24 protein-coding genes are annotated in these 19125 nt (G+C 61.6%); 10 read left to right on the top strand and 14 right to left on the bottom strand.

What is annotated here, in order from left to right:
* Positions 1–55: 55 nt before the first annotated feature.
* Positions 56–910: a CHAD domain-containing protein gene (locus LPA36_RS08265; RefSeq protein ID WP_228875676.1), complete on the bottom strand. Its 855-nt coding sequence runs from the start codon at positions 908–910 to the stop codon at positions 56–58.
* A 478-nt stretch (positions 911–1388) separates the two neighbouring features.
* A complete protein-coding gene (locus tag LPA36_RS08260) occupies positions 1389–2042 on the bottom strand; it encodes an H-NS histone family protein (protein ID WP_228875675.1) in 654 nt (217 codons plus the stop codon).
* A 378-nt stretch (positions 2043–2420) separates the two neighbouring features.
* Between LPA36_RS08260 and LPA36_RS08255 the strand changes: the two genes are divergently transcribed.
* Positions 2421–3185, top strand: coding sequence for a hypothetical protein (locus LPA36_RS08255; RefSeq protein ID WP_228875674.1), 765 nt, complete (start codon positions 2421–2423; stop codon positions 3183–3185).
* Positions 3186–3205: 20 nt separating this feature from the next.
* On the opposite strand, the gene LPA36_RS08250 is transcribed toward LPA36_RS08255, so the two are convergent.
* A complete protein-coding gene (locus LPA36_RS08250) occupies positions 3206–3502 on the bottom strand; it encodes a DUF2866 domain-containing protein (protein WP_228876488.1) in 297 nt (98 codons plus the stop codon).
* A 213-nt stretch (positions 3503–3715) separates the two neighbouring features.
* Here LPA36_RS08250 and LPA36_RS08245 point away from each other — a divergent pair, with 213 nt between their 5' ends.
* From LPA36_RS08245 to LPA36_RS08235, 3 genes are all read left to right on the top strand, one after another.
* On the top strand, positions 3716–4153 hold the full coding sequence (locus tag LPA36_RS08245) for a PRC-barrel domain-containing protein (RefSeq protein ID WP_228875673.1): 438 nt from the start codon (positions 3716–3718) through the stop codon (positions 4151–4153).
* 242 nt (positions 4154–4395) lie between these two features.
* Positions 4396–4707: a hypothetical protein gene (locus LPA36_RS08240; protein WP_228875672.1), complete on the top strand. Its 312-nt coding sequence runs from the start codon at positions 4396–4398 to the stop codon at positions 4705–4707.
* Between the two features lie 116 nt (positions 4708–4823).
* Complete coding sequence (locus tag LPA36_RS08235) at positions 4824–5096, top strand: DUF1488 family protein (protein WP_228875671.1); 273 nt, start codon at positions 4824–4826, stop codon at positions 5094–5096.
* A 59-nt stretch (positions 5097–5155) separates the two neighbouring features.
* Here LPA36_RS08235 and LPA36_RS08230 read toward each other — a convergent pair whose 3' ends face one another.
* The 6 genes from LPA36_RS08230 to msrB all read right to left on the bottom strand — a co-directional run bounded on the left by LPA36_RS08230 (position 5156) and on the right by msrB (position 10143).
* Complete coding sequence (locus LPA36_RS08230; RefSeq protein ID WP_228875670.1) at positions 5156–6103, bottom strand: RDD family protein; 948 nt, start codon at positions 6101–6103, stop codon at positions 5156–5158.
* A 171-nt stretch (positions 6104–6274) separates the two neighbouring features.
* Complete coding sequence (locus tag LPA36_RS08225; RefSeq protein ID WP_228876487.1) at positions 6275–7201, bottom strand: CPBP family intramembrane glutamic endopeptidase; 927 nt, start codon at positions 7199–7201, stop codon at positions 6275–6277.
* A 75-nt stretch (positions 7202–7276) separates the two neighbouring features.
* Entirely contained in the window at positions 7277–7897 is a 621-nt protein-coding gene (locus LPA36_RS08220) for a J domain-containing protein (RefSeq protein ID WP_228875669.1), read from the bottom strand.
* A gap of 330 nt (positions 7898–8227) precedes the next feature.
* The gene (locus LPA36_RS08215) at positions 8228–8461 is read right to left on the bottom strand and encodes a T6SS immunity protein Tli4 family protein (protein ID WP_228876484.1); all 234 of its coding nucleotides are present in this window, start codon (positions 8459–8461) and stop codon (positions 8228–8230) included.
* A gap of 317 nt (positions 8462–8778) precedes the next feature.
* On the bottom strand, positions 8779–9519 hold the full coding sequence (gene msrA, locus LPA36_RS08210; protein ID WP_228875668.1) for a peptide-methionine (S)-S-oxide reductase MsrA: 741 nt from the start codon (positions 9517–9519) through the stop codon (positions 8779–8781).
* A gap of 114 nt (positions 9520–9633) precedes the next feature.
* Positions 9634–10143, bottom strand: a complete 510-nt coding sequence (gene msrB / locus LPA36_RS08205; RefSeq protein ID WP_228875667.1) for a peptide-methionine (R)-S-oxide reductase MsrB — start codon at positions 10141–10143, stop codon at positions 9634–9636.
* A gap of 342 nt (positions 10144–10485) precedes the next feature.
* Between msrB and LPA36_RS08200 the strand changes: the two genes are divergently transcribed.
* Positions 10486–11088 carry a cytochrome b gene (locus LPA36_RS08200; RefSeq protein ID WP_228875666.1) on the top strand — a complete coding sequence of 201 codons (603 nt, stop codon included), beginning with the start codon at positions 10486–10488 and terminating at the stop codon, positions 11086–11088.
* A 35-nt stretch (positions 11089–11123) separates the two neighbouring features.
* The gene (locus tag LPA36_RS08195) at positions 11124–12608 is read left to right on the top strand and encodes a glycosyltransferase family 2 protein (protein WP_228875665.1); all 1485 of its coding nucleotides are present in this window, start codon (positions 11124–11126) and stop codon (positions 12606–12608) included.
* Between the two features lie 46 nt (positions 12609–12654).
* On the opposite strand, the gene LPA36_RS08190 is transcribed toward LPA36_RS08195, so the two are convergent.
* Both LPA36_RS08190 and LPA36_RS08185 read right to left on the bottom strand, forming a co-directional pair.
* Positions 12655–12948 carry a hypothetical protein gene (locus LPA36_RS08190; protein WP_228875664.1) on the bottom strand — a complete coding sequence of 98 codons (294 nt, stop codon included), beginning with the start codon at positions 12946–12948 and terminating at the stop codon, positions 12655–12657.
* A 95-nt stretch (positions 12949–13043) separates the two neighbouring features.
* Entirely contained in the window at positions 13044–13808 is a 765-nt protein-coding gene (locus LPA36_RS08185; RefSeq protein ID WP_228875663.1) for a ribonuclease activity regulator RraA, read from the bottom strand.
* Positions 13809–14022: 214 nt separating this feature from the next.
* Here LPA36_RS08185 and LPA36_RS08180 point away from each other — a divergent pair, with 214 nt between their 5' ends.
* The 3 genes from LPA36_RS08180 to LPA36_RS08170 all read left to right on the top strand — a co-directional run bounded on the left by LPA36_RS08180 (position 14023) and on the right by LPA36_RS08170 (position 16414).
* Positions 14023–14424, top strand: a complete 402-nt coding sequence (locus tag LPA36_RS08180) for a DUF302 domain-containing protein (protein ID WP_228875662.1) — start codon at positions 14023–14025, stop codon at positions 14422–14424.
* A 275-nt stretch (positions 14425–14699) separates the two neighbouring features.
* Complete coding sequence (locus LPA36_RS08175; protein ID WP_228875661.1) at positions 14700–15569, top strand: transglutaminase family protein; 870 nt, start codon at positions 14700–14702, stop codon at positions 15567–15569.
* 41 nt (positions 15570–15610) lie between these two features.
* Positions 15611–16414 (top strand): transglutaminase-like domain-containing protein, encoded by an 804-nt coding sequence (locus tag LPA36_RS08170; protein WP_228875660.1) that lies wholly within the window; start codon positions 15611–15613, stop codon positions 16412–16414.
* Positions 16415–16453: 39 nt separating this feature from the next.
* On the opposite strand, the gene atpE is transcribed toward LPA36_RS08170, so the two are convergent.
* From atpE to LPA36_RS08155, 3 genes are all read right to left on the bottom strand, one after another.
* Positions 16454–16693, bottom strand: a complete 240-nt coding sequence (gene atpE, locus LPA36_RS08165) for a F0F1 ATP synthase subunit C (protein ID WP_228875659.1) — start codon at positions 16691–16693, stop codon at positions 16454–16456.
* A gap of 105 nt (positions 16694–16798) precedes the next feature.
* Entirely contained in the window at positions 16799–17527 is a 729-nt protein-coding gene (locus tag LPA36_RS08160) for a pentapeptide repeat-containing protein (RefSeq protein WP_228875658.1), read from the bottom strand.
* 87 nt (positions 17528–17614) lie between these two features.
* Complete coding sequence (locus LPA36_RS08155; RefSeq protein WP_228875657.1) at positions 17615–17908, bottom strand: GYD domain-containing protein; 294 nt, start codon at positions 17906–17908, stop codon at positions 17615–17617.
* A 345-nt stretch (positions 17909–18253) separates the two neighbouring features.
* On the opposite strand from LPA36_RS08155, the gene LPA36_RS08150 reads away from it, so the two are divergent.
* Positions 18254–18964 carry a glutathione S-transferase N-terminal domain-containing protein gene (locus LPA36_RS08150; RefSeq protein ID WP_228875656.1) on the top strand — a complete coding sequence of 237 codons (711 nt, stop codon included), beginning with the start codon at positions 18254–18256 and terminating at the stop codon, positions 18962–18964.
* Positions 18965–19125: the final 161 nt, after the last annotated feature.

Here is a 19125-nt window from a genome sequence, read left to right as displayed (position 1 = left end):
ATCCGTTGCGCCGTCGCTCGCGTTCAGTAACGCGCTGTGGCTCGCTGTGTTGTATCTACGCATCGCGCAGCAACTTTCTTGCTGCCCGCAGGCGACGCCTGCGCTCCCGCTTCATCCATTCCAGCGCGGAATCCCCTGCACCGCTACTTCCAAACAGGTTTTCGTTCTGCTGAAGCAGCGCTTCGCTTGCGACAACATCGTTCAGCGTGCCAAACCGTTTCTGGATTTTCGTCAGGCGCCTGAGCGTCCGTCGATGACGGCTGCGTAGCACCGGGCCGAACATTTCGAGCAGATAGCGGAGCGTCTTGCCCGCCTTCCGCACTTCATGGAACGAAGCGTAGTCCGACTTCTTCGCTCCCGACGCGCGCTTCATGCGCTTGCGCAATGACTTCTCGCTCGCCGCGACCCGACGCTCTGCCAGTTTCCCTATCGTTGCGCGCGCGTGCGCCGTATTCAACGCCGTTGTCGCATCCGATAGCGTTTCGCGCAGGACCTCTTTCACGTTCGCGTTCGCGAGTGTCCCGAGACTCATGGTCAACGCCTGTGCACGAGCCGCCTTTAGCTCGCTCGAAGAGGCAGATTCGGCTTTCACTTCTTCTTCAAGCAATTCCAGAAGAATGTCCCAGTCGCGCGTTTTGCCGGCAGCCGTCGCGAGGAATTTGAACAGCGCACGCTGTTGCTGGTTGATGTCCTTATCGAAGAGCGGCCGGTACGCCCACCATAGCGAACGCAAGCGTCGTAGCACGACGCGCAGTTTGTGGAGCGATTCGGGTGCGGAGCGCTCGTCCAGTTGCGCTGCGCAGTCGATCGCCTCATGAACGAGCGGCGCCGCCAGCGATGAGAATGCGGCTGCGGCGTCCTGCCCGGCGTCGATCCGGGTCGCTGCATCAGTTGCATCGTCGCGCTTCATCCGACCTCCGCATGTGGAGAGGTTCACGCTGACATGGAAAAGAGACGGTCAGCGCGCGTGGATACCCTTTGCTTCATCATAGACGTAGACGCATGGGCGGCGCGCAGGTTCTTGCCGCCGTTAAATGCATGCGGCGCGCCTCACCGCGAAGAGCGGACAGTGCAGACAGCGGAATGAAAATTTGATCGATGGGTTCTAAAAACCCAATCGTAAAAGGAAGGCGCTAAAGCCAGAGACAACGAGTTGATCGGTCAAGGTGCCTGGATGCGAACAAAAACGCTCGCGGCGTTTGCCGGGACACCGCACCCACCAGTCGAAGCGACGATGCAGGCAGTAACCCGCGGCCCACTTCGCGTTCGTTCTGGTTTTTCCGTTTCGCCTGCATGCTTCAGGCGGACACGACCACAGCCGGTTCGGGTTCAGGTCGTATCCGCTAACGCCGTCGACGCTTTCGAGGCCGTCAACGTACATCGACTACTTACGACGCAGAAACTGCCTCCGCAGCAGCGACCTTTTGGGCGGCGACCTTCTTCACTGCCGATGCCTTTTTAGCCACCGCTTTTTTAGCTGCCGTCTTTTTGACAGCGGCCTTCTTGCCGGCAGCCGCAGCGGTACGCTTCATTGCCGTTTTAACACCGATGGCTTTCTTTGCCGTCACTTTCTTTGCAGCGGTTGCCTTCTTTGAGACCGCCTTCTTTGCGGTTGCCTTTTTGGCAGCAGCGCCACGTTTAGCCGCAACCTTCGCTTTACCGACAACGCTCGAAACTGTCGAAGCCGAATCAGCCGCTGCGTCGATCAAAAACTTCGTGCGGTCTTTGACGTTCTTGATCCAGACCGGCGGACGCGCGTGACCGCTCCACGTTGCGCCTGTTTTCGGATCGCGATACTTCGGCGGAAGCTTGCCCTTTGCCGCGCCAGCAGTCTTTGCCTTGCCAATCGCCGAGCGACCGTTCAAGGCCTTTGCGTCGCGTCGTGCCTTGGCTTTTGCTTCGATATCCGCAGTCGTCAAACCATGCTTGAGCATCAGCTCACGAATCTGGTTCACTGCGACTTGTGCCTTTCGCGCAATTAGCGCATCGGCTTGCGCCTGCAGTTTTTTCAGTCGCGCCTGGATTTGTTCCAATGTGGCCATCAAAGCCTCCCTTCAGGTTTAGATGGTCGCACTATGCCACGTACAACCACTTAATGACAAAAGTTTTGTCATTACTTGACGTTTCAAAAGCGACGGTCACGCCATTTGCATCCCGTTTCTTTCGCTTTCGAGATTTATTTAAAGCGGATTTTCAAGCTTGCTTCACACACTGGCCGCCCTGATTCAGATTTTGAAACAGTCCATTTCGGCCGGGTAGCCCTCAACCGCGACAGCCGGTCGCATCGCTTTTGAAAGCCGCGCCCTAGACTGGAATGAGCGCTGCTGAAAGACACCGATCATGGACTCAAGACGGCAGCCATCATGACTGTCTGCGATGCATCACCTGCTTCGCGGCGGTCGTCGAAAGCGGAGTGGAACATGTCGAGGCCAATCATCAACTCAAAGGAACAGCAGGTAGCTACAGGCCCACGCGCCGGTATGGGCGTCATGGCATTCATCGCGGGAATGGCGCTTGCGGCATGCTCTGGACCTGCCGATACACCGATTCCGTCAGACATGGCCGAATGGGACACGCAACTTGCTCCGGTACTCAATCGTCTCAAGCCTGAAGAAAGAGATCTGGCCTCCGGCTATCTGGCTCGCGTTAAAACCGGCGAGATATTCGGTGGCGAAGGCGTGCCGGTTGGCATGACGATTGGTAAGGCGATTGGCGAACAACGGCTCTGGCTTTACGACCAGCATGAGATGGGTCAGTCGGCGGAGATACTCAGTCACAAGCTGGAAGCCGAGCGTGAGGCGACGCTGGAAAAGATGAACGCGCTCGTCAATGTCGCATTGATCGACAAGCACGAGGACCCACGCCACGCGGAAAAAAAGGGCTATCACGCCCGGCAGATACTCAAGATCAGTGTCGCAAACCGTTCCGAAAAAGCGCTTGCGGGTGTCTCCGGCGACCTCGAATTCTTCGACGTATCGGGCGCCAGTGTCGGGACTGTTTACATCGCCATACGCGAGAACATCAAACCAGCTCGCACATTTGTCTGGGTGGACCGCCGGGAATACGACGCCTCGCTTGAAGATCAGAAAGCCATCTGGAACCTGAAGAAAGGAACGTATCAGACGCGTTTCATTCCGCATTCAATCGTGTTTGCCGATGACACGAAACTGGTCGCGCCTGAATGACGTCATACTAAAACACGGCTTCAGGCGTCTTCGCTGGAAAGTCGCACACGCCTTCCGGGAACATGAGCGAGGAGTGTTGCGACAATCTCTTCAGCGCTGCTTTCCGCAGGCACGACGCGACAACACGCGTCTTCTTCCGCATGCGGCGACCATTCGACAAACCGGTACGGACGGCCCCACAGCGGCTGAAAAGGCTCGGAAATCCGGCACGACCGCGGTGCGAATCCGCGCTCGGCGCTGGACATGGCCCGAAGCTGTTCACGCACATTATCCTGAACCATCGTCGATTCTCCATGGCTGGTTGCATTTCGCTTCATGTCGAACACCCCGCATGCCTAAAAAAATTGCCGCCGATGAACTGGCGGCCAAAACAGGGGTCGACTCATAGTCGCAGCGAACAATTAAGTGAGCCTTAAGGCACCTATAAAAAACTGGCTTGCCTCGAATCCGTCTGCCCCGTATTTCGTGCCAGCGTCGAATCAGGAACGCGGCTTGCGCAAACCGGGAAGAACACTGGCCAGGAGCGCATCATGAACACACCCAACTCCCCCTTGCAGTCAGCCGCAGGCGACAGCGGCGCGAATATCGTTGGCGTTCTCCCTGGCGACGGGCCGGGTCCGGATGTTATGGCGGCCGGAACACTTACGGGCGACAAGGTCGTGACGACGGATGGCGAACACGTCGGACACATCACGGGAATCATGCTCGACGTACGGAGCGGGTGCATCGCTTATGCGGTCTTGTCTGCCGGCGGCTTTCTCGGCATGGGCAACACATTGCACGCCATTCCATGGGGCGCACTGACGCTGAACATCGACGAAAAACTCTTTCTCGTCCACATCACCGCGGACGAAATCAAAAACGCGCCGGGTTTCGACAAGGACCACTGGCCTTCCATGGCCGATCCTCAATGGGCGACAGCGGTCCATCGTTATTTCGGGCGCGAGCCGTACTGGCTTCCTCGATAGCATCCTTACGTTGTAAATCCCGCACACGTCAATCGTCTTAGCAATGCGCTTGACAGTGCGACATTCTCCGGAGACCCGTGCCAGAGCACACTTATATGCCATTACCGTGCGGCCGCTAACGGTCAGGTACAACGATTGCTGATGCAATAACCCGCGTGGCCTCCTGCCGGAGCCTCGACGCTACCGGGCAGCGCGTCGGGTAACGCGCTGAATGAAACATCCTGACCGAAAAGAACCAGAACATGATAACCACCAGACCATTGACTGCAACGCGGGGAACCGGCGGCGATGCCATTACCGTCGCCTTCTATCCGGACACGGGGTGCCTGCGGTTTAGCGATGCGCGAGGCGCCTGTCTGCACGAACTGCTTCCGCCGCATTCCTGGTTTGCCGTCTCGTCGTTCGCGCGAAACGATCAGGCCGGCGCCGCACCGCGTCCGCAGACACTCGACATCCTGCTGACCGAATTTACAACGGGTACGCGCTTTACGAACGCACGTATCCATCAGCGGATGGCACCCGATTCGCTCGCGGGTTTCGCCCGGTTCCGGTAATACCGGTTCCAAAGGCGACGCCAATAGCGCGCGCACGCTGTGCTTCTGTTAAATTAATCCGGGCGCCACGCGAAGTATGAGACTTCGCTGGCCCACCGGATGCTGCGAGGTGTGTCATGGAGATTGTGGAGTTCGAGCCCAGCGTCTCGCCCGATGGTCGGGCAGTGGTCTTCGTTCTGTCACTTCGGGGGCGGGACCATGAGTGCTCGGTAACCCGCGAAGCGCTGGAGCAGCATTTCTGGCTGCAGCATGGCGCCGCTGAAGCGCGAATCCTCAGAACTTTCGACGACGGCCGCAAACGCATTTTCGCCGTAGCGGAGAGGAAACTGCTGGCAAATCCAGGCGGACGCGTCGTCGTTACAGCAAACGACTTCGGCACGCGGCGCTAGGCAACGCACGTCGGATACGTTCCGGCCGCCGGGCGGCACCGTATCCCTATCTGCTACGGCTAAAGCCTTTTAGCAGCCGCGACCATCTCGAGTGCTTCCGCAGTGGCGGGTTTCGCGCGCGCTGCTTCTGGCTGCGTCTTCACGGCAGGCACTATCGCTCCGGCGCGAGCGTGCACCGCGCGATGGTAAGCAACCGCGGAGACAAGCAACGCCGCAAACAACACCGCGAGCAGATAGTGAACGGTCGTACACGGTTCGCGAACCACGCGGAACTTCAGACGTGCGTCCCATGCGGTCGTCCCGTCGCGCTTAAGCAGCACCGCATTCAGGATCATGATGAGTTGCTGCGCCACGGGTAACCCAAACGCGAAGCCGCGCATCCACACCGAAAAATTGCGCGCCAGGTACCGGCTAAACGAAGGCGCGGTGCCATCCGGTTCGACGACGCGAATGCCAAGCAATGCCTTGCCGATGCTGTTCCCGCAAGCCGCATAGATCAATGCATCGATGAAGAGTGCGAGCGGCAGATAGACCATGCCCATAAAGCTCACATTCACCATGAGCGTCGAGCGAAACTGCAGCAGGTGCCAACCCGTCACGCCATTGATAAACGCCACTGCGTAGCCGGCCAGGAATGTCCAGAGCAGCAGGTCGAGCGTTCTTGCGGCGTAGCGGCGCCATACACCTGTCGCTTCGGGAGCGGTTACCTTCGGGCCGACGCTCGCGGTGACGGATAACGTCACACTGGTGGCCGGCGTCGCAAACGCAGCGCGGGCTAACAGTTGCGTTCTTGACGTGGCATCGCCCGGTGTGACTGGCAGCCGCTCCTTGCCGAGCGCGCTTGCGAAGAGCCACGCGATCGCCCACAGCAAAACGAGTGGACGCATTCCGAGCGACAGCATCGCAAAGAGTGGATCGAGTGTGTGAACGGCGAAGCCGCAGGCAAACGCCAGCCAGATTGCCGAAGGGACAGCGAGTGTCCTGACCGTCCATGACTTGTATGTCATGTCGCCCCCGAATTCTTTTCAGTTAAATTTTTCTGAACTCTACTGCGGCGCCCGGGATGCGTCTACAGGTGAGAGTGCGGCAACGCTCAGTTCCGCACAGCCGGACGATTTCGCATCGGCGGCTCGCTGCGTATCTGGCCTGAAATGCCGGAAAAATCCGCCCGCCACGCGCTACGAAACCACGCCCCGCGCTGCACGGCCCATGCGCCATCGCGCGATCAGATAGAGCGTCGTCGCCAGCACGACCGCGTCGAGAAACGTGAGCCGCGTTATCGGTCCGGTGGCTGTGAAGAAACTCGCGGGATCGTCCTGCCCGATGAAAAGAACGCCAGTTGTGGCGACCCAGACGTTGTTCATCGCATGAGCGCCCATCGCTTCATCGAGTCGCCCGGTCAGACTGACGAGTGCCGAGAGTCCCAGCGACGTCACGACGTAGTCGGCAAAGCGCCAGTAACCGTCGAGGCCGTGTGCCACTGAAAACGCAACGCCCACCAGCAACGCGATGCACCAGCGCCTTTGCATGACCTGGCCGAGCGTGCGCGTGAGCCAGCCGCGAAACACGAGTTCCTCGATGGCGGATTGAAATGGAAAGAGCACGACCAGCAGCACCCACGCTAATGCGATTTCACGCTGTGGCGGCCAGACAAAATCGTGCGCGAGGTTGCGTGCCCAGTGCGGGTCCATCGCCATCGAGACCGCAACGAATACGGCAAGCGAAACCAGATGCGCGACGAACCAGAGGCCCGCACCGCGCAGCACGCGTCCCGGTTGAGGCCAGACACACCGCAAAAATGCGCTAAACGACAGCCCACGCGATGTGCGCCTGACGCTAAGGAACAGCGCGACGAACAGCGCACCGGAACTGCCGCCCGCAAGCAGCACATGACGAAAGAGCGAAGACGTTCCCGTGTGGTGCGCAACGAGTCCCCAGAATCCAGCCACCACGCCTAAGGCCATCGCGAAGCCGATGCCCACGACGAAATAGCAAACGATGAAATACGCCAGCGCACGAATCACGCCTTTCAAGCTGCGCACAGACGCGTGCTGCGGCGGCCCGTACCGTTCATCGATTGTGGTCGGGCCTGCGCCAGTCTCCATGTTCACGCTGTTCTCTCATTCTTCTGGTTATCAAACTGCGTGGCACGCGTTGGTCGCCCGCTGTTGTATCGCCGGTCAGAACCGCAATCCGTTCAGGAACTGGTACCACAGTGTGCCTAGACCCCCGCCCGGTGCGTCGGCGCTGGCGTTTGACCTTGCGTGGCGCGTCTCGCCATTGCACGCGGCGGCGTGTTCTGCGACATCGTCGTCTGTCGCTGGTACGTCTTCCTCCACCGGCGGCGCCTGGCGTGATGCATGCAACGCTACCGCACTGGCCGCGATCTGCGCAGCGAGACCGGGTTCGCATTGCTGCCCGATGAGCACGCCAAACACGACATCGCGATTGTGACCTTCGTCGGCGAAGCGCATCGCCACGGCGACCCGTTCCGCGTATTCCGCCTCGGCGGCTGCTCGTGCCGCTGCTTCGCGCCCGGCCTGCTCGCGCGCTTCACGTTCCCGATGCGCTTCCCATACGCGCATCTGCTCGGCGTACACGGCGTCGTACACCTCGCGCTGCGATGGGTCCGAGAGTATCGCGTACGCGTTCTTGACATCCTGAAACGCCGCCCGCGCGACCTCTTCGTGTCCGGCGTTGCGGTCCGGATGCCAGCGCATCGCGGCCTTCCTGTACGCCCGCTTGATTTCTTCGCCCGTGGCGCTTGCGGGCACGCCCAGCGTGTCATATAGGGTTGCCATGGCTTCCTTGCCTGTTCGCCTGTCAATCACATTGCGGGTCATCGTAGCATGGGGAAAACACGCTCCTGTTACGGTGGCCCCCGCGTCGGTCGCCGGCCAGTCCCGTGAAGCGACGCTCGGCGCGTGGCCGCGCGCCGCCTGGCAGGAACTCGGGGCATTCCTGGAGAAGACCTGCAGGGGCGAGATGCCGTAGTTGCCGAATCCCGAGTACGAAGCCTACGACCTTGGCCCCGAGGACGCGCCCGCCCTGCCCGAGGCGGCGTAGGCCCGCCTGCGCGGAAAATCACACCCTGTGATTTCCGGCTGATAAGAACGCTGCTCGCGACCAGGTTAATAGCCGTTTGGGCGTGGCCGAAGGGTACGTGACACGGCGTCCCACAGCGCAACGGCTTCGCCTGTTGTCAGCGACGCCTTGTCGAGCTTTACATACTGGTCCTGGATCTGCAGCTGCCCCCCTGTAGTCAGATCCATGGACAGGAACGGCGACGAAGGGCTGCTCGTGATCTCGTTGACAACGAGGGAAAATGAGTTGCCGCGTCCGTCCCCAGGTCTGCGGCCTTCGATCAGCCAGCCGGCCAGACAGGCCGCGGCCGCCGTTCACGATGCGGCGGCGACCGGCGGCGTCAAATTCAGGGAGCAGCCCTTCGCTGATGGATTGCGAACGATTTTCCCCACAAACCACCTGCGGCGGACAACCGGAGGCCATGTGCCGACAATCAGCTTGTTGAATCCAAACGGAACAGATGTTTGCTAAACCTGGGCGTCGCGGGGTCAGGTTATCCCCACATTTTGTTGAGAAGCCTGTGGACAACCTGCGCACACGTCGCTCAAGTCCCTGACACGCAACAACTATCTGCCTGCGGTCTCACCGCAGGCAGCGCTCATTTCGAAGCCGTCGCGACGAGCACCGGCTTGTCGCGGTAGAGCGTCGGGAACATCCGCTTGAGGTTCGCTACCTTCGGCAGGTCATTGATGGCGATATACATCGAGTCCGGGTGCAACGTCAGATAGTTCTGGTGATAACCTTCGGCCGGATAGAACGCCTTTAGCGGATCGGTCTTCGTCACGATCGGCGCGGGAAACGCGTGCGACTTGTTGAGCTGCGCGATGTAGCTCTGCGCGACCTCCTTCTGCATGTCATTGGCCGGAAAGATCGCCGACCTGTACTGCGTACCAACGTCGGGCCCCTGGCGGTTCAGTTCGGTCGGATCGTGCGCCACCGAAAAGTAGATCTGCAGCAACCGGCCATACGTGATCTGCGACGGGTCATACGTGATCTGCACCGATTCGGCGTGACCGGTCTGCCCGGTGCTGACCGTTTCGTATTCCGCCGTATCTCGCTCGCCGCCCGAATAGCCGGAGACCACGTTCGTCACGCCGCGCACGTGCTGGAACACGCCCTGCACACCCCAGAAGCAGCCGCCCGCAAGCACGGCGGTTTCCGTATGCGCGCCCGTTGCCGGTTCGTCCACGGCTGGTGGCGCGATCGCGACAGCGGCTTCCGCCGACATTGCCGTGCGCTGCGTCAACACGAGCGCGCCGCCAGCGAGGCCAAGCGCCACCGCGACAGCCAGCGCACATGTGCGCGCCGGCCGTCCGAAAGTTTGAGTCAGGAACTTCATGATCCACATCCTCGTTCAGCGCGCCGTTTTGCGTCATGCCCGGCCGGCGCAGGACCGTTGCTTTTATGCCTGCGGATTACCGCGTGTTGCGACGCGGCCGCAGCACCAAATGCGTCATACGGCCTTGGCCGTAAACGTCATCGCAAGACCGTTCATGCAATAGCGCAGGCCGGTGGGCTGCGGGCCGTCGTCGAAGACGTGTCCCAGGTGCCCGCCACAGCGCCGGCAGTGCACCTCGTTGCGCGCCATGCCGAACGACGTGTCGGTCTGCGTCGCCACGGCGCCATCCAGCGGCTTCCAGAAGCTCGGCCAGCCGGTATGGCTGTCGTACTTCGTCTTCGATGAAAACAGGTCCAGCCGGCACCCGGCGCACGAGAAGATGCCCGCGCGATGTTCGCTGTTGAGCGGGCTGCTGTACGGGCGCTCGGTGCCTTCCTCGCGAAGCACGTTGTATTGCGCGTCGGTCAGCATCTTGTGCCACTCGGCGTCCGAATGGCTGACCTCGAACGGCGCACCGGTGGCCGCCTGCGCCGGCGCAGCGCCAAACAGGCGCCACGCGGCCGTGCCGCCAGCGAGTGTGGTCGCGCCGAATACCTTCAGGAAAATCCGTTTCGAGCGTTTCATGATATTCATCCGAGTAAAGTCTCCGGCTCTGATATCAGGGCCAAGGCGCCTTACGTTCGCCGGATTCCGCACGTTTGGCTGCTGGATCCGTCCAACGTTTTTAAGCATTCGTAAGCGTGAGTCGCGCGAGACGCCGATAAATGACATTACCCCTGCACTGTTTACACATCCAGTGGCGGGTTATTCCGTGAAATATCCGGAAATGTTTGAAACGATATATCCGGAATAAAGTACGCAGGGCAGGCGTTTTCCTGTAGACCACGCCAGGTTCGCAAGCGGAATACACCTGGCGCCCCCATTTCTGACAGCTTTCATCGCCTCACACTTCTGAAGACGCCACCGATGAACACACAGGCCAACCCGTCGCGCGCCGAACTGGCTGACACAACGACGCCCTCGCGGTATTCCCGCACCGCGATGCTGCTGCACTGGATCATTGCGGTGCTCATTCTCGTCAACGTCGTGCTCGGGCTGAGCGCGGATTCGCTTCCGGACGACTGGGTGCGTCCCGTCATCAACACGCACAAGTCCATCGGCATTACGGTACTCGGCCTCGTGCTGCTGCGCATTCTGTGGCGCGCGTCGCACCGGCCGCCGCCCCTTCCGCGCAGTTTCCCGAACTGGGAGCGTGGCGCGGCGCACGTCGCGCACTTCCTGCTCTATCTGCTGATGATCGGACTGCCGCTCTCCGGATGGATGCACGACTCCGCGTGGAAAGATGCGGCGACGCATCCGATGACCCTCTTCGGAATCGTGCCCTGGCCGCGCATCGGCCTGATCATGAATCTCGCTCCCGCCGTGAAGGAACCACTGCACGACACATTCGGCGCGCTGCATACGTGGCTCGGGTATGCGCTGTATGCGCTGCTCGCGATGCACATCGGCGGTGCGCTCAAGCATGAGTGGATCGACCGCAAATCGGTATTGAAACGGATGGTGCCGTGAGCCATGACGTCGATTGTCCCGCCAGGACCGCGCCCGTGAATTCCGCCGACGCGGCACGAAGTGCGAAAGCTTCGCTGGAAAGCGCGCTCGCGCTCGCCTCGCCACGCATCCTGCCGCGCCCGGCGACGATGCTGGGCGTGGCGATTCATTTCAGCGTCATCGCGCTGTGGCTGGTGCTGTTCGCGCGGGCGTTCTTCCTGCATGGCGTCGTCGCGTGGTCGACGGGCATCGCCTACGTGATCTACGACACGCTGCTGCTCGCGTTCGTCACGCTGAAAACGTTGCCGCTGATCCGGCCGATGCAGCCACCCGCCGCGGACGCGCGCGGAGCGGATGCGCCGATGCCGGGCATGGGCGTCATCGTGGCGTCACATAACGAGGCGGCCGTGCTGCCCGTGACGCTTGCCGCGCTGCTGCGGCAGACGCACGGGCCGGCGCAGATCGTCATCGCCGACGACGGATCGACCGACGGCACGCGGGATCTCCTCACACGCCGTTTTGGCCTGACAGCACCCGCAGAAGGCGAACTGAGCGCGCCGAGCACGCTGTATCCGAATCTCTACTGGCTGCGCGTGCCGCACGGCGGCAAGGCGCGCGCGCTGAATGCCGCGATTACCGTCATGACGACCGAAACGGTGATGACGGTAGACGCCGACACGCTGCTGGCCGACGACGCCACCTTTGCGATGCGCGCCGCGTTCGCGGGCAATGCGGGCCTCGTCGCGGCTGCGGGCATTCTCGTGCCGGTTTGCAGCAAGACGGTTGCGGGTCGGCTCTTCCAGTTTTTCCAGACGTACGAGTACATGCGCAACTTCATCGCGCGCTTTGCGTGGATGCGCGCGGACAGCCTGCTGCTGATTTCAGGGGCATTTGCGTCATTCCGGCGCGATGCGCTGCTCGCGGTCGGCGGCTTCGATCCGCAGTGTCTCGTCGAGGATTACGAGCTGATTCACCGCCTGCGCCGCTACGCGGTCGATCACGGTCTACACTGGGACGTGAGCGTCGTCGGCAATGCACACGCGCGCACCGATGCACCCGGCACGCTGGCGACCTTCCTGCGTCAGCGGCGTCGCTGGTTCGCGGGCTTTCTGCAGACGCAGTACTGGAATCGCGACATGACGGGCAACCCGCGTTATGGCACGCTCGGCATGCTGATGCTACCCGTCAAGGCAATCGATACGATGCAGCCGATTTACGGGCTCACCGCCTTCGCGCTGCTGCTGGGCTTCATATTCGGTGGACACGGCGCAATCGTCATTTCGATCTTCAGCGTGATCGGCCTGAAGACCGCCATCGATCTCGCGTTCTACCTGTGGTGCGTGCACCTCTACCGTCGCTGGACGGGCGACCGCTCAGGCTCAAGCATCGGGATGGCGATGGCCGCCGCGATCGCCGAGCCGTTCACGTTCCAGCTGATCCGTCACGCAGGCGCGGCGCTGGGCTGGCTCCACTTTCTGCGCGGTGGACGGTCGTGGGGCAAGCAGCGCCGCTCGGGCCTTGTCGCGCCGGACGAGCGCTGAAATTCGCGCGCCGGACGGCGCCGGCCGGCAGGCGCGCGGGAGCGCTTTAGTGTTTCTGGTGCGCCTCGCCGCCCATGCCGGGAAAGAACGCGTTCCACGCCGCGCGCACGCCTTCGGCCGCCATGACTTCAGCGTCGATGGTTTCGGTTTCGTCTGATCTGGCGGGATCGGAAACAAGGCCACGCCAGTGTGTAAAAACGAGCATCGGTTTCTCGGTCCACTCGCCTTCGCCGAACTTCGCGAAGGCCGTGTCTCCATTGACGAGCTGCACCTCGTACCAGCCCTCGCGGGCAGGCGCGTACCGGTCTAGCGGGAACCACGCAGTTGATTCGATTTCCATATCGACCTCGATGAGCCATGGAGTGTGAGGACAGGAAGACGCATTCTTCGTGCCTGTTTTTCCAGACTCGAAATCACACACCACGTTGCAACGCATCAACCGGCGGGGCCCATCTGCGGCGCATCCTCGGTGCGGGCTTTACGCCACTGCTGGTAAGCGGCCAGCGTTTCGGCGTTCGGCGGGTACGTGCCGCGCAACGGCGCACCCGCTTCGATGCGCTCCGTGATAAACGCTTCCATCAGTTCCTGTTCGGCCGCGGCGTGCGCGACTTCCTCGGCGAGATGGCGCGGCACGATCACGACGCCATCGGCATCGCCGACGACGATATCGCCCGGATACACCGCCACGCCGCCGCAACCGATCGGAACGTTGACGTCGACCGCGTGATGCTTCGCCAGATTCAGCGGCGCGCTTGCGCCCGCGCAGAAGAGCGGGAGACCGAGCGCGGCGATCGTCGCGCTGTCGCGGATCGGGCCGTCCGACACCATGCCGGCTACGCCACGCATTTTCAGACGCGTCGCGAGAATCGAGCCGACCGACGCGACGCTGCGCTCGCCACGGCAGTCCTGCACGAGCACGCTGCCGGGCGGCGCCGTTTCGATGGCCTTGCGCTGCGGATGGTCCGGATCCTGAAAAATGCCGATGTGGTCGATGTCCTCGCGCGCGGGAATATTGCGCAGCGTGAAGGCCGGGCCGACGAGATTCGGCGCACCGGCCGCGGGCTTCACGAGCGGCACGATGCCCTGGATGAACACGTTGCGCAGGCCGTGCTTGAAGAGCTGCGTCGTGAGTGTGGCGGTACTGACGTGGCGCAGTTTTTCGAGGGCTGCTTCGCTGACGGGATGTTCGGTCGAAGTCATCGAATAGATTCCGTGGTGAGGTTCGGGCGGCCTTGCGAATTGCTATGACCCGACGGGGCATTTTTTGCCGACCGATGTTATCGCTACGGTCTGGCCGATGCCCGCCAGGGATTACGCGTACGCGCGCGCTGTCTGCCTTCGTTTGGGAAGCACAGTATGCTGGCGGCAGTCATTGTGCGCTTCCAGCAGCACCCCACTGCAAAGGATCACGATCATGCCCGCCTTTACCGCGCCGCCCGCCGTCGTCACATTGCAAAGCCGGTTCGATTTTGACCGCACCGTGGCGCTTGTCACCGAGACACTGACGTCGCGCGGCATGACCATTTTCGCCGACATCGATCAGGCCGCTGCCGCGGCAAAATCCGGAACGACGCTGCGCCCGACCCGGCTGATTCTCTTCGGCAATCCGAAAGGCGGCACGCCTGTCATGCAGGCGAACCCGCACGCCGCGCTCGAACTGCCGCTGAAGATCGTGATCTGGCAGGACGCACAGGAACCGGTATGCGTCGATTATCTCGACCCCGGTGCGTTGCTGGCCGACGGATACGGCATCGATCCGTCGCTGACTGGCGGATTCCGACAGGTCGCGCAACTCCTCGCGCAGACGTTTCAGTAACGGTTACCGTACCTCGCACCCCTTTACCGACCTGCGCTCACGCCGCTGCCGCCGCTCACACGCCGTGCAGAAAAACATCTGATGCGGGCAAATATGGCGCGTGTATGCTCGATCAGGAATGCTTTCCCCGCGCGCGCCGGAAAGCACGATGTGGCTCACGAAATGCATGCCACAATCGTCGCCCCAGTTCGTGCTGTCGCGGCAGGCTTTCACAGGCGACAACATGACGATCGTTTTGATCCCCGCGGCGTCCGTCACCCGGACGGCGGCACAACATGACTGAGCCGCAGCGCATGACGGTGCGACACACGAGCGTCTACCGGTATTCGGAGCCCGTGAGCTTCGGCGAACACCGGATGATGTTCCGGCCACGCGCGAGTCACGATCTGCGGCTTTTGACGACACAGCTTGTGATCACGCCGCAGCCCGCGCGTCTTCACTGGCTGCACGACGTTTTCGACAACTCGGTTGCCGTTGCAACGTTCTCCGGAACGGCGGCCGAACTGCGCTTCAGAAGCGAAGTCACGCTCGAACATTTCGAGGCACCGCTGCCCGACTATTCGCTTGAGCCCTACGCCGCGACGTGGCCGTTCGCTTACACGAACGAGGAAGCAACGGACCTGGTCAACGCGCGCAGCCGCCAGTATCCGGACGACGAAGTCGACACCTGGGCGCGCGCTTTCATCGCGTCCGACGGCAACACCGGCACGATGGCGATGCTGCGCGCGATGACGCTGGAGATCAAAAGCAGCTTCTTCTATGTGCGACGCACTGAAAAAGGCGTCAATCGCCCAGCCGATACGTTGCGCCACCGCAGCGGCAGCTGCCGTGATTTCGCGGTGCTGATGATGGACGCCGTGCGCTCGCTCGGACTCGCCGCGCGTTTCGTCAGCGGCTACATCTTCGTACCCGATCACGATCCGGCACAGGGCGGTGGCTCGACACACGCATGGCTGCAGATCTATCTGCCCGGCGCCGGCTGGATCGATTTCGATCCGACCAACAGCATCATCGGTAACCGGCATCTGATCCGCGTGGCCGTCGCGTGGAATTACTACCAGGCGCTGCCGCTGTGGGGCACCTGGCATGGCGCCATGCATTCGTTCCAGGGTCTCGACGTCGAAGTCAGCGTCACCGAAGAGTAAGCGCGCCGCCCAATCACATTCAACACATAAAGGCTGTTCCGATGAAACTTCGCGTGGGTTATGAACTGGTCTACGAATGCGAGCAGCCGACGCCGATGATGCTGATGCTCAACACGCATTATTCGCGCGTACAGGACGTTGTGAGTCCCGATGTGCTGCATGTGCACCCGCCTGTGCCGATTACGCAGTATCGCGACGGTTTCGGCAACCTGTGCAGCCGCATTGTCGCGCCGCCGGGGCAGATTTCGCTGTCCACGTCCGCGCTGCTCAATATTTCGGATCAACCGGAAGCGCTGCAGCCGTTCACGTACGCGACGCCGGTTGAACAGTTGCCGGACGAATGCCTCGTGTTTCTGCTCGGCAGCCGCTACTGCGAAACCGACCTGCTTTCCGACATCGCATGGAAACTCTTTTCAGCTTCGCCGCCGGGACGCGATCGCGTGCAGGCGATCTGCGACTATGTGTTCAATCACATCACATTCGGCTATGACTTCGCGCGGCCGACGAAGACTGCGTTCCAGGCGTGGCAGGAAAAGAAAGGCGTGTGCCGCGACTTCGCACATCTCGCGGTCACGTTGTGCCGCGCGATGAATATTCCGGCGCGCTACTGCACCGGCTATATCAGCGACGTCGGCACGCCACCGCCATATAGCGCAATGGATTTCGCCGCGTGGTTCGAGGCGTATGTCGGCGGATGCTGGCAAACGTTCGATCCGCGTAATAACGCGCCGCGCACCGGCCGCGTATTGATGGCGCGTGGACGCGATGCCGCCGATGTCGCAATCAGCAACGCGTTCGGCCCGACAAAACTGATCAGATTCGACGTGCATTGCGCGCCGGAATGAAAATTCCGGCGCTATTTATGCCTGGTGGCCGCTTGCTGCCTAATGAAACGGATTGGCGAACGAATACATCATTGCGATGCCAGCGCCGATCAGGAAGTTAGCATCGATCAGCCCCGCCAGCAGGAACATCCGCGTTTGCAGTTCGGTCATCATCTGCGGCTGACGGCCGGATGTTTCGATGAAGCGGCCGCCCATGATGCCGATACCGATACACGCGCCAATCGCGCCGAGTCCGATGATGAGGCCGCATGCGAGTGCGACGAACGAGACGTTGGTCATCTGCTTTCTCCGGTGGGTTACATGGCTCGACTACGACCTGATTCTCGCCAGTCCCACGCGGACGTTCAATTACCTCACAGGTAAGCAGATCGTTGCATCGCGCGCTTACGCCACCCGCAATCCAAGCTCTTCCATCAGCATTGCCGCCTGCGCGTGCGAAATCGTCGCGCCGCGAAACTGCGCGGCGTCGGTAAGACGGAGGCCGCCGAGGTCGGCGTCGCGCAGATCCGCACCGGCGAAACGCGCGTTCTTCAACAACGCGTCGCGCAGACTGCCGCCGCTGAATACGGCATCGCGAAAGTCGGCGCCGTCGAGGTCGGCATCGGAAAAATCAAGCTGGTCGAGCGTCGCCCTCCGGAACGACATGCCCCGCAGGTCCGCGCCGATCAGCAGGCACTCGCGGAACTGCAAGCCGAGCGTCGAAGCATGTTCGAACGTGGCCCCCGTCAGCTTGCTCTCGCTGAACGATACCGACGCGAGCTTCGCGCGCCGCCAGCTGGTGTTGTTGAGATCGCAGGCGTGAAACGTCGCGTCATGAAGATCGGCAGCGCCGAAATCGGCCTGCCGCCCGCGGCAGCTACGCCAGCGCGTGCCGTTGAGCTGCGCGCCGAAGAATGACGCTTCCACCACGGTGCAGCGCGTGAAATGGCATCCGCTCAGGTCGAGTCGCGACAGGTCGGCCATGTCGAACGCGCAGTCTTCGAACGAAGGCGGCGTCGTCGCGCCGGCAAGCAGCGCTTCGAGCAGTTCACGCGTGAAAGTTGTCGATGCAACGGACTGGCTGCTACCACCGGCGCGACCTGGCGCGGCATCCGGAAAGAGTTCGTGGTTCATGTGGAGTCGAAGTACGCCGCGCGCAATACGCCGCACGCGGCATGAAGAAGGCGCATGAACCATTTTAACGTCAGCGCACGGCGTGACCTATTTCAGGCCGCTGAGAATGCCTGTCATCTCGACTTCGCCGAACGCACGCATCGTCGTCGAGCGAACGTTGCCCTGAAGCGCCAGCGCGAGTCCGACGCGGGTCGCGGTTTCGTCGTCAGGTGCATCGAAGGTGATAACGAGGTCGTACGGTCCAAGCGTCCATAACACGCTGCCGACCTTCACGCCCATTCCGGCCGCCACTTCCCTGAACGCCTTCGCACGGTTGACAGTTTCCTTCACGGCGCGCACGCCCTGATCGGTCCAGTTGACCAACACGATGTATGTCGCCATCTCGCCCTCCTGTACTGCATGACCGCACTGATCCTCCATGAGAGTCACGGGTGCGGACTGGATTGCGTCGACGGACGCACGGCATGACCCGACGACGCGCCTTGAACATCGTTCAGGCCGGTTCGCCAGGTCGAAGGCGGTGACACGGATTCGGCGTGTGAATCGGGAACTGAGCACGTAGAAGTATAGGGAGCAGAGAGGCGCACTGCGCCGGCATTCGACGCGGCCACGGCAGGCAAAAAATCATGGAAGTGTTTATATTTAAGGCCCTGTACGACGAATACCGCCGGATACGCATTCAACGGCGCCGCGTCGCCGCTCACGACCCCGCATCAGGAACTCCAGATGACCCAGCTTTCCGCCTTTCCGATTACAACGAAATGGCCCGCCCAGCATCCCGAGCGCATCCAGCTCTATTCGCTGCCGACTCCGAACGGCGTGAAAATTTCGATCATGCTCGAAGAAACGGGCCTCGCTTATGAGCCGCATCTCGTCAGCTTCGAGACGAACGACCAGATGTCGCCCGCGTTCCTTTCGCTGAATCCCAACAACAAGATTCCCGCGATCCTCGACCCCAACGGCCCGGACGGCAAGCCGATGGCGCTGTTCGAATCCGGCGCGATCCTGATCTATCTCGCCGAGAAGTCGGGCCGGTTCATGCCGCAGGACGCCGCCGGCCGTTACGAGACGATCCAGTGGGTCATGTTCCAGATGGGCGGCATCGGCCCGATGTTTGGACAGGTTGGCTTCTTTCACAAGTTTGCCGGCAAGGAGTTCGAAGACAAGCGTCCGCGCGACCGCTACATCGCCGAAGCGAAACGGCTGCTGGGTGTGCTGAACGACCGCCTCGCCACGCGCCAGTGGATCATGGGTGACGACTACACGATCGCCGACATCGCGACCTTCCCGTGGGTGCGCAACCTGGTCGGCTTCTACGAAGCGGGCGAGCTTGTCGGGATCAACGACTTTCCGCACGTGACGCGCGCACTGCAGGCGTTCGTCACGCGCCCCGCCGTGGCGAAAGGGCTGACGATCCCCCCGCGCAAGGCAGCCTGACGGGGCAACATGCCGCGCGATGTCCCCCACGCAACAACGCCGCGCGCGGGATCGGGTAGGGTGAGGGGTCACCCCCTCAGCCCTCCCACACCACCGTACGTGCGGTTCCGCATACGGCGGTTCATCAAGGACGCTGGAGGCGTCGCTGGGTGTCCAGCAGC

This window comes from Paraburkholderia saeva, assembly GCF_907164555.1.
Classification (GTDB): Bacteria; Pseudomonadota; Gammaproteobacteria; order Burkholderiales; family Burkholderiaceae; genus Paraburkholderia; species Paraburkholderia saeva.
The sequence above is the reverse complement of the archived record's forward strand: the minus strand, read 5'-3'. Positions and strand labels throughout refer to the sequence as shown.

Excerpts from the sequence above, each read along its gene's own strand:
- LPA36_RS08265 (WP_228875676.1), bottom strand. The coding sequence starts at position 910 with ATGAAGCGCGACGATGCAACTGATGCAGCGACCCGGATCGACGCCGGG.
- LPA36_RS08260 (WP_228875675.1), bottom strand. The coding sequence starts at position 2,042 with ATGGCCACATTGGAACAAATCCAGGCGCGACTGAAAAAACTGCAGGCG.
- LPA36_RS08255 (WP_228875674.1), top strand. The coding sequence starts at position 2,421 with ATGTCGAGGCCAATCATCAACTCAAAGGAACAGCAGGTAGCTACAGGC.
- LPA36_RS08250 (WP_228876488.1), bottom strand. The coding sequence starts at position 3,502 with ATGAAGCGAAATGCAACCAGCCATGGAGAATCGACGATGGTTCAGGAT.
- LPA36_RS08245 (WP_228875673.1), top strand. The coding sequence starts at position 3,716 with ATGAACACACCCAACTCCCCCTTGCAGTCAGCCGCAGGCGACAGCGGC.
- LPA36_RS08240 (WP_228875672.1), top strand. The coding sequence starts at position 4,396 with ATGATAACCACCAGACCATTGACTGCAACGCGGGGAACCGGCGGCGAT.
- LPA36_RS08235 (WP_228875671.1), top strand. The coding sequence starts at position 4,824 with ATGGAGATTGTGGAGTTCGAGCCCAGCGTCTCGCCCGATGGTCGGGCA.
- LPA36_RS08230 (WP_228875670.1), bottom strand. The coding sequence starts at position 6,103 with ATGACATACAAGTCATGGACGGTCAGGACACTCGCTGTCCCTTCGGCA.
- LPA36_RS08225 (WP_228876487.1), bottom strand. The coding sequence starts at position 7,201 with ATGGAGACTGGCGCAGGCCCGACCACAATCGATGAACGGTACGGGCCG.
- LPA36_RS08220 (WP_228875669.1), bottom strand. The coding sequence starts at position 7,897 with ATGGCAACCCTATATGACACGCTGGGCGTGCCCGCAAGCGCCACGGGC.
- msrA (WP_228875668.1), bottom strand. The coding sequence starts at position 9,519 with ATGAAGTTCCTGACTCAAACTTTCGGACGGCCGGCGCGCACATGTGCG.
- msrB (WP_228875667.1), bottom strand. The coding sequence starts at position 10,143 with ATGAAACGCTCGAAACGGATTTTCCTGAAGGTATTCGGCGCGACCACA.
- LPA36_RS08200 (WP_228875666.1), top strand. The coding sequence starts at position 10,486 with ATGAACACACAGGCCAACCCGTCGCGCGCCGAACTGGCTGACACAACG.
- LPA36_RS08190 (WP_228875664.1), bottom strand. The coding sequence starts at position 12,948 with ATGGAAATCGAATCAACTGCGTGGTTCCCGCTAGACCGGTACGCGCCT.
- LPA36_RS08185 (WP_228875663.1), bottom strand. The coding sequence starts at position 13,808 with ATGACTTCGACCGAACATCCCGTCAGCGAAGCAGCCCTCGAAAAACTG.
- LPA36_RS08180 (WP_228875662.1), top strand. The coding sequence starts at position 14,023 with ATGCCCGCCTTTACCGCGCCGCCCGCCGTCGTCACATTGCAAAGCCGG.
- LPA36_RS08175 (WP_228875661.1), top strand. The coding sequence starts at position 14,700 with ATGACTGAGCCGCAGCGCATGACGGTGCGACACACGAGCGTCTACCGG.
- LPA36_RS08170 (WP_228875660.1), top strand. The coding sequence starts at position 15,611 with ATGAAACTTCGCGTGGGTTATGAACTGGTCTACGAATGCGAGCAGCCG.
- atpE (WP_228875659.1), bottom strand. The coding sequence starts at position 16,693 with ATGACCAACGTCTCGTTCGTCGCACTCGCATGCGGCCTCATCATCGGA.
- LPA36_RS08160 (WP_228875658.1), bottom strand. The coding sequence starts at position 17,527 with ATGAACCACGAACTCTTTCCGGATGCCGCGCCAGGTCGCGCCGGTGGT.
- LPA36_RS08155 (WP_228875657.1), bottom strand. The coding sequence starts at position 17,908 with ATGGCGACATACATCGTGTTGGTCAACTGGACCGATCAGGGCGTGCGC.
- LPA36_RS08150 (WP_228875656.1), top strand. The coding sequence starts at position 18,254 with ATGACCCAGCTTTCCGCCTTTCCGATTACAACGAAATGGCCCGCCCAG.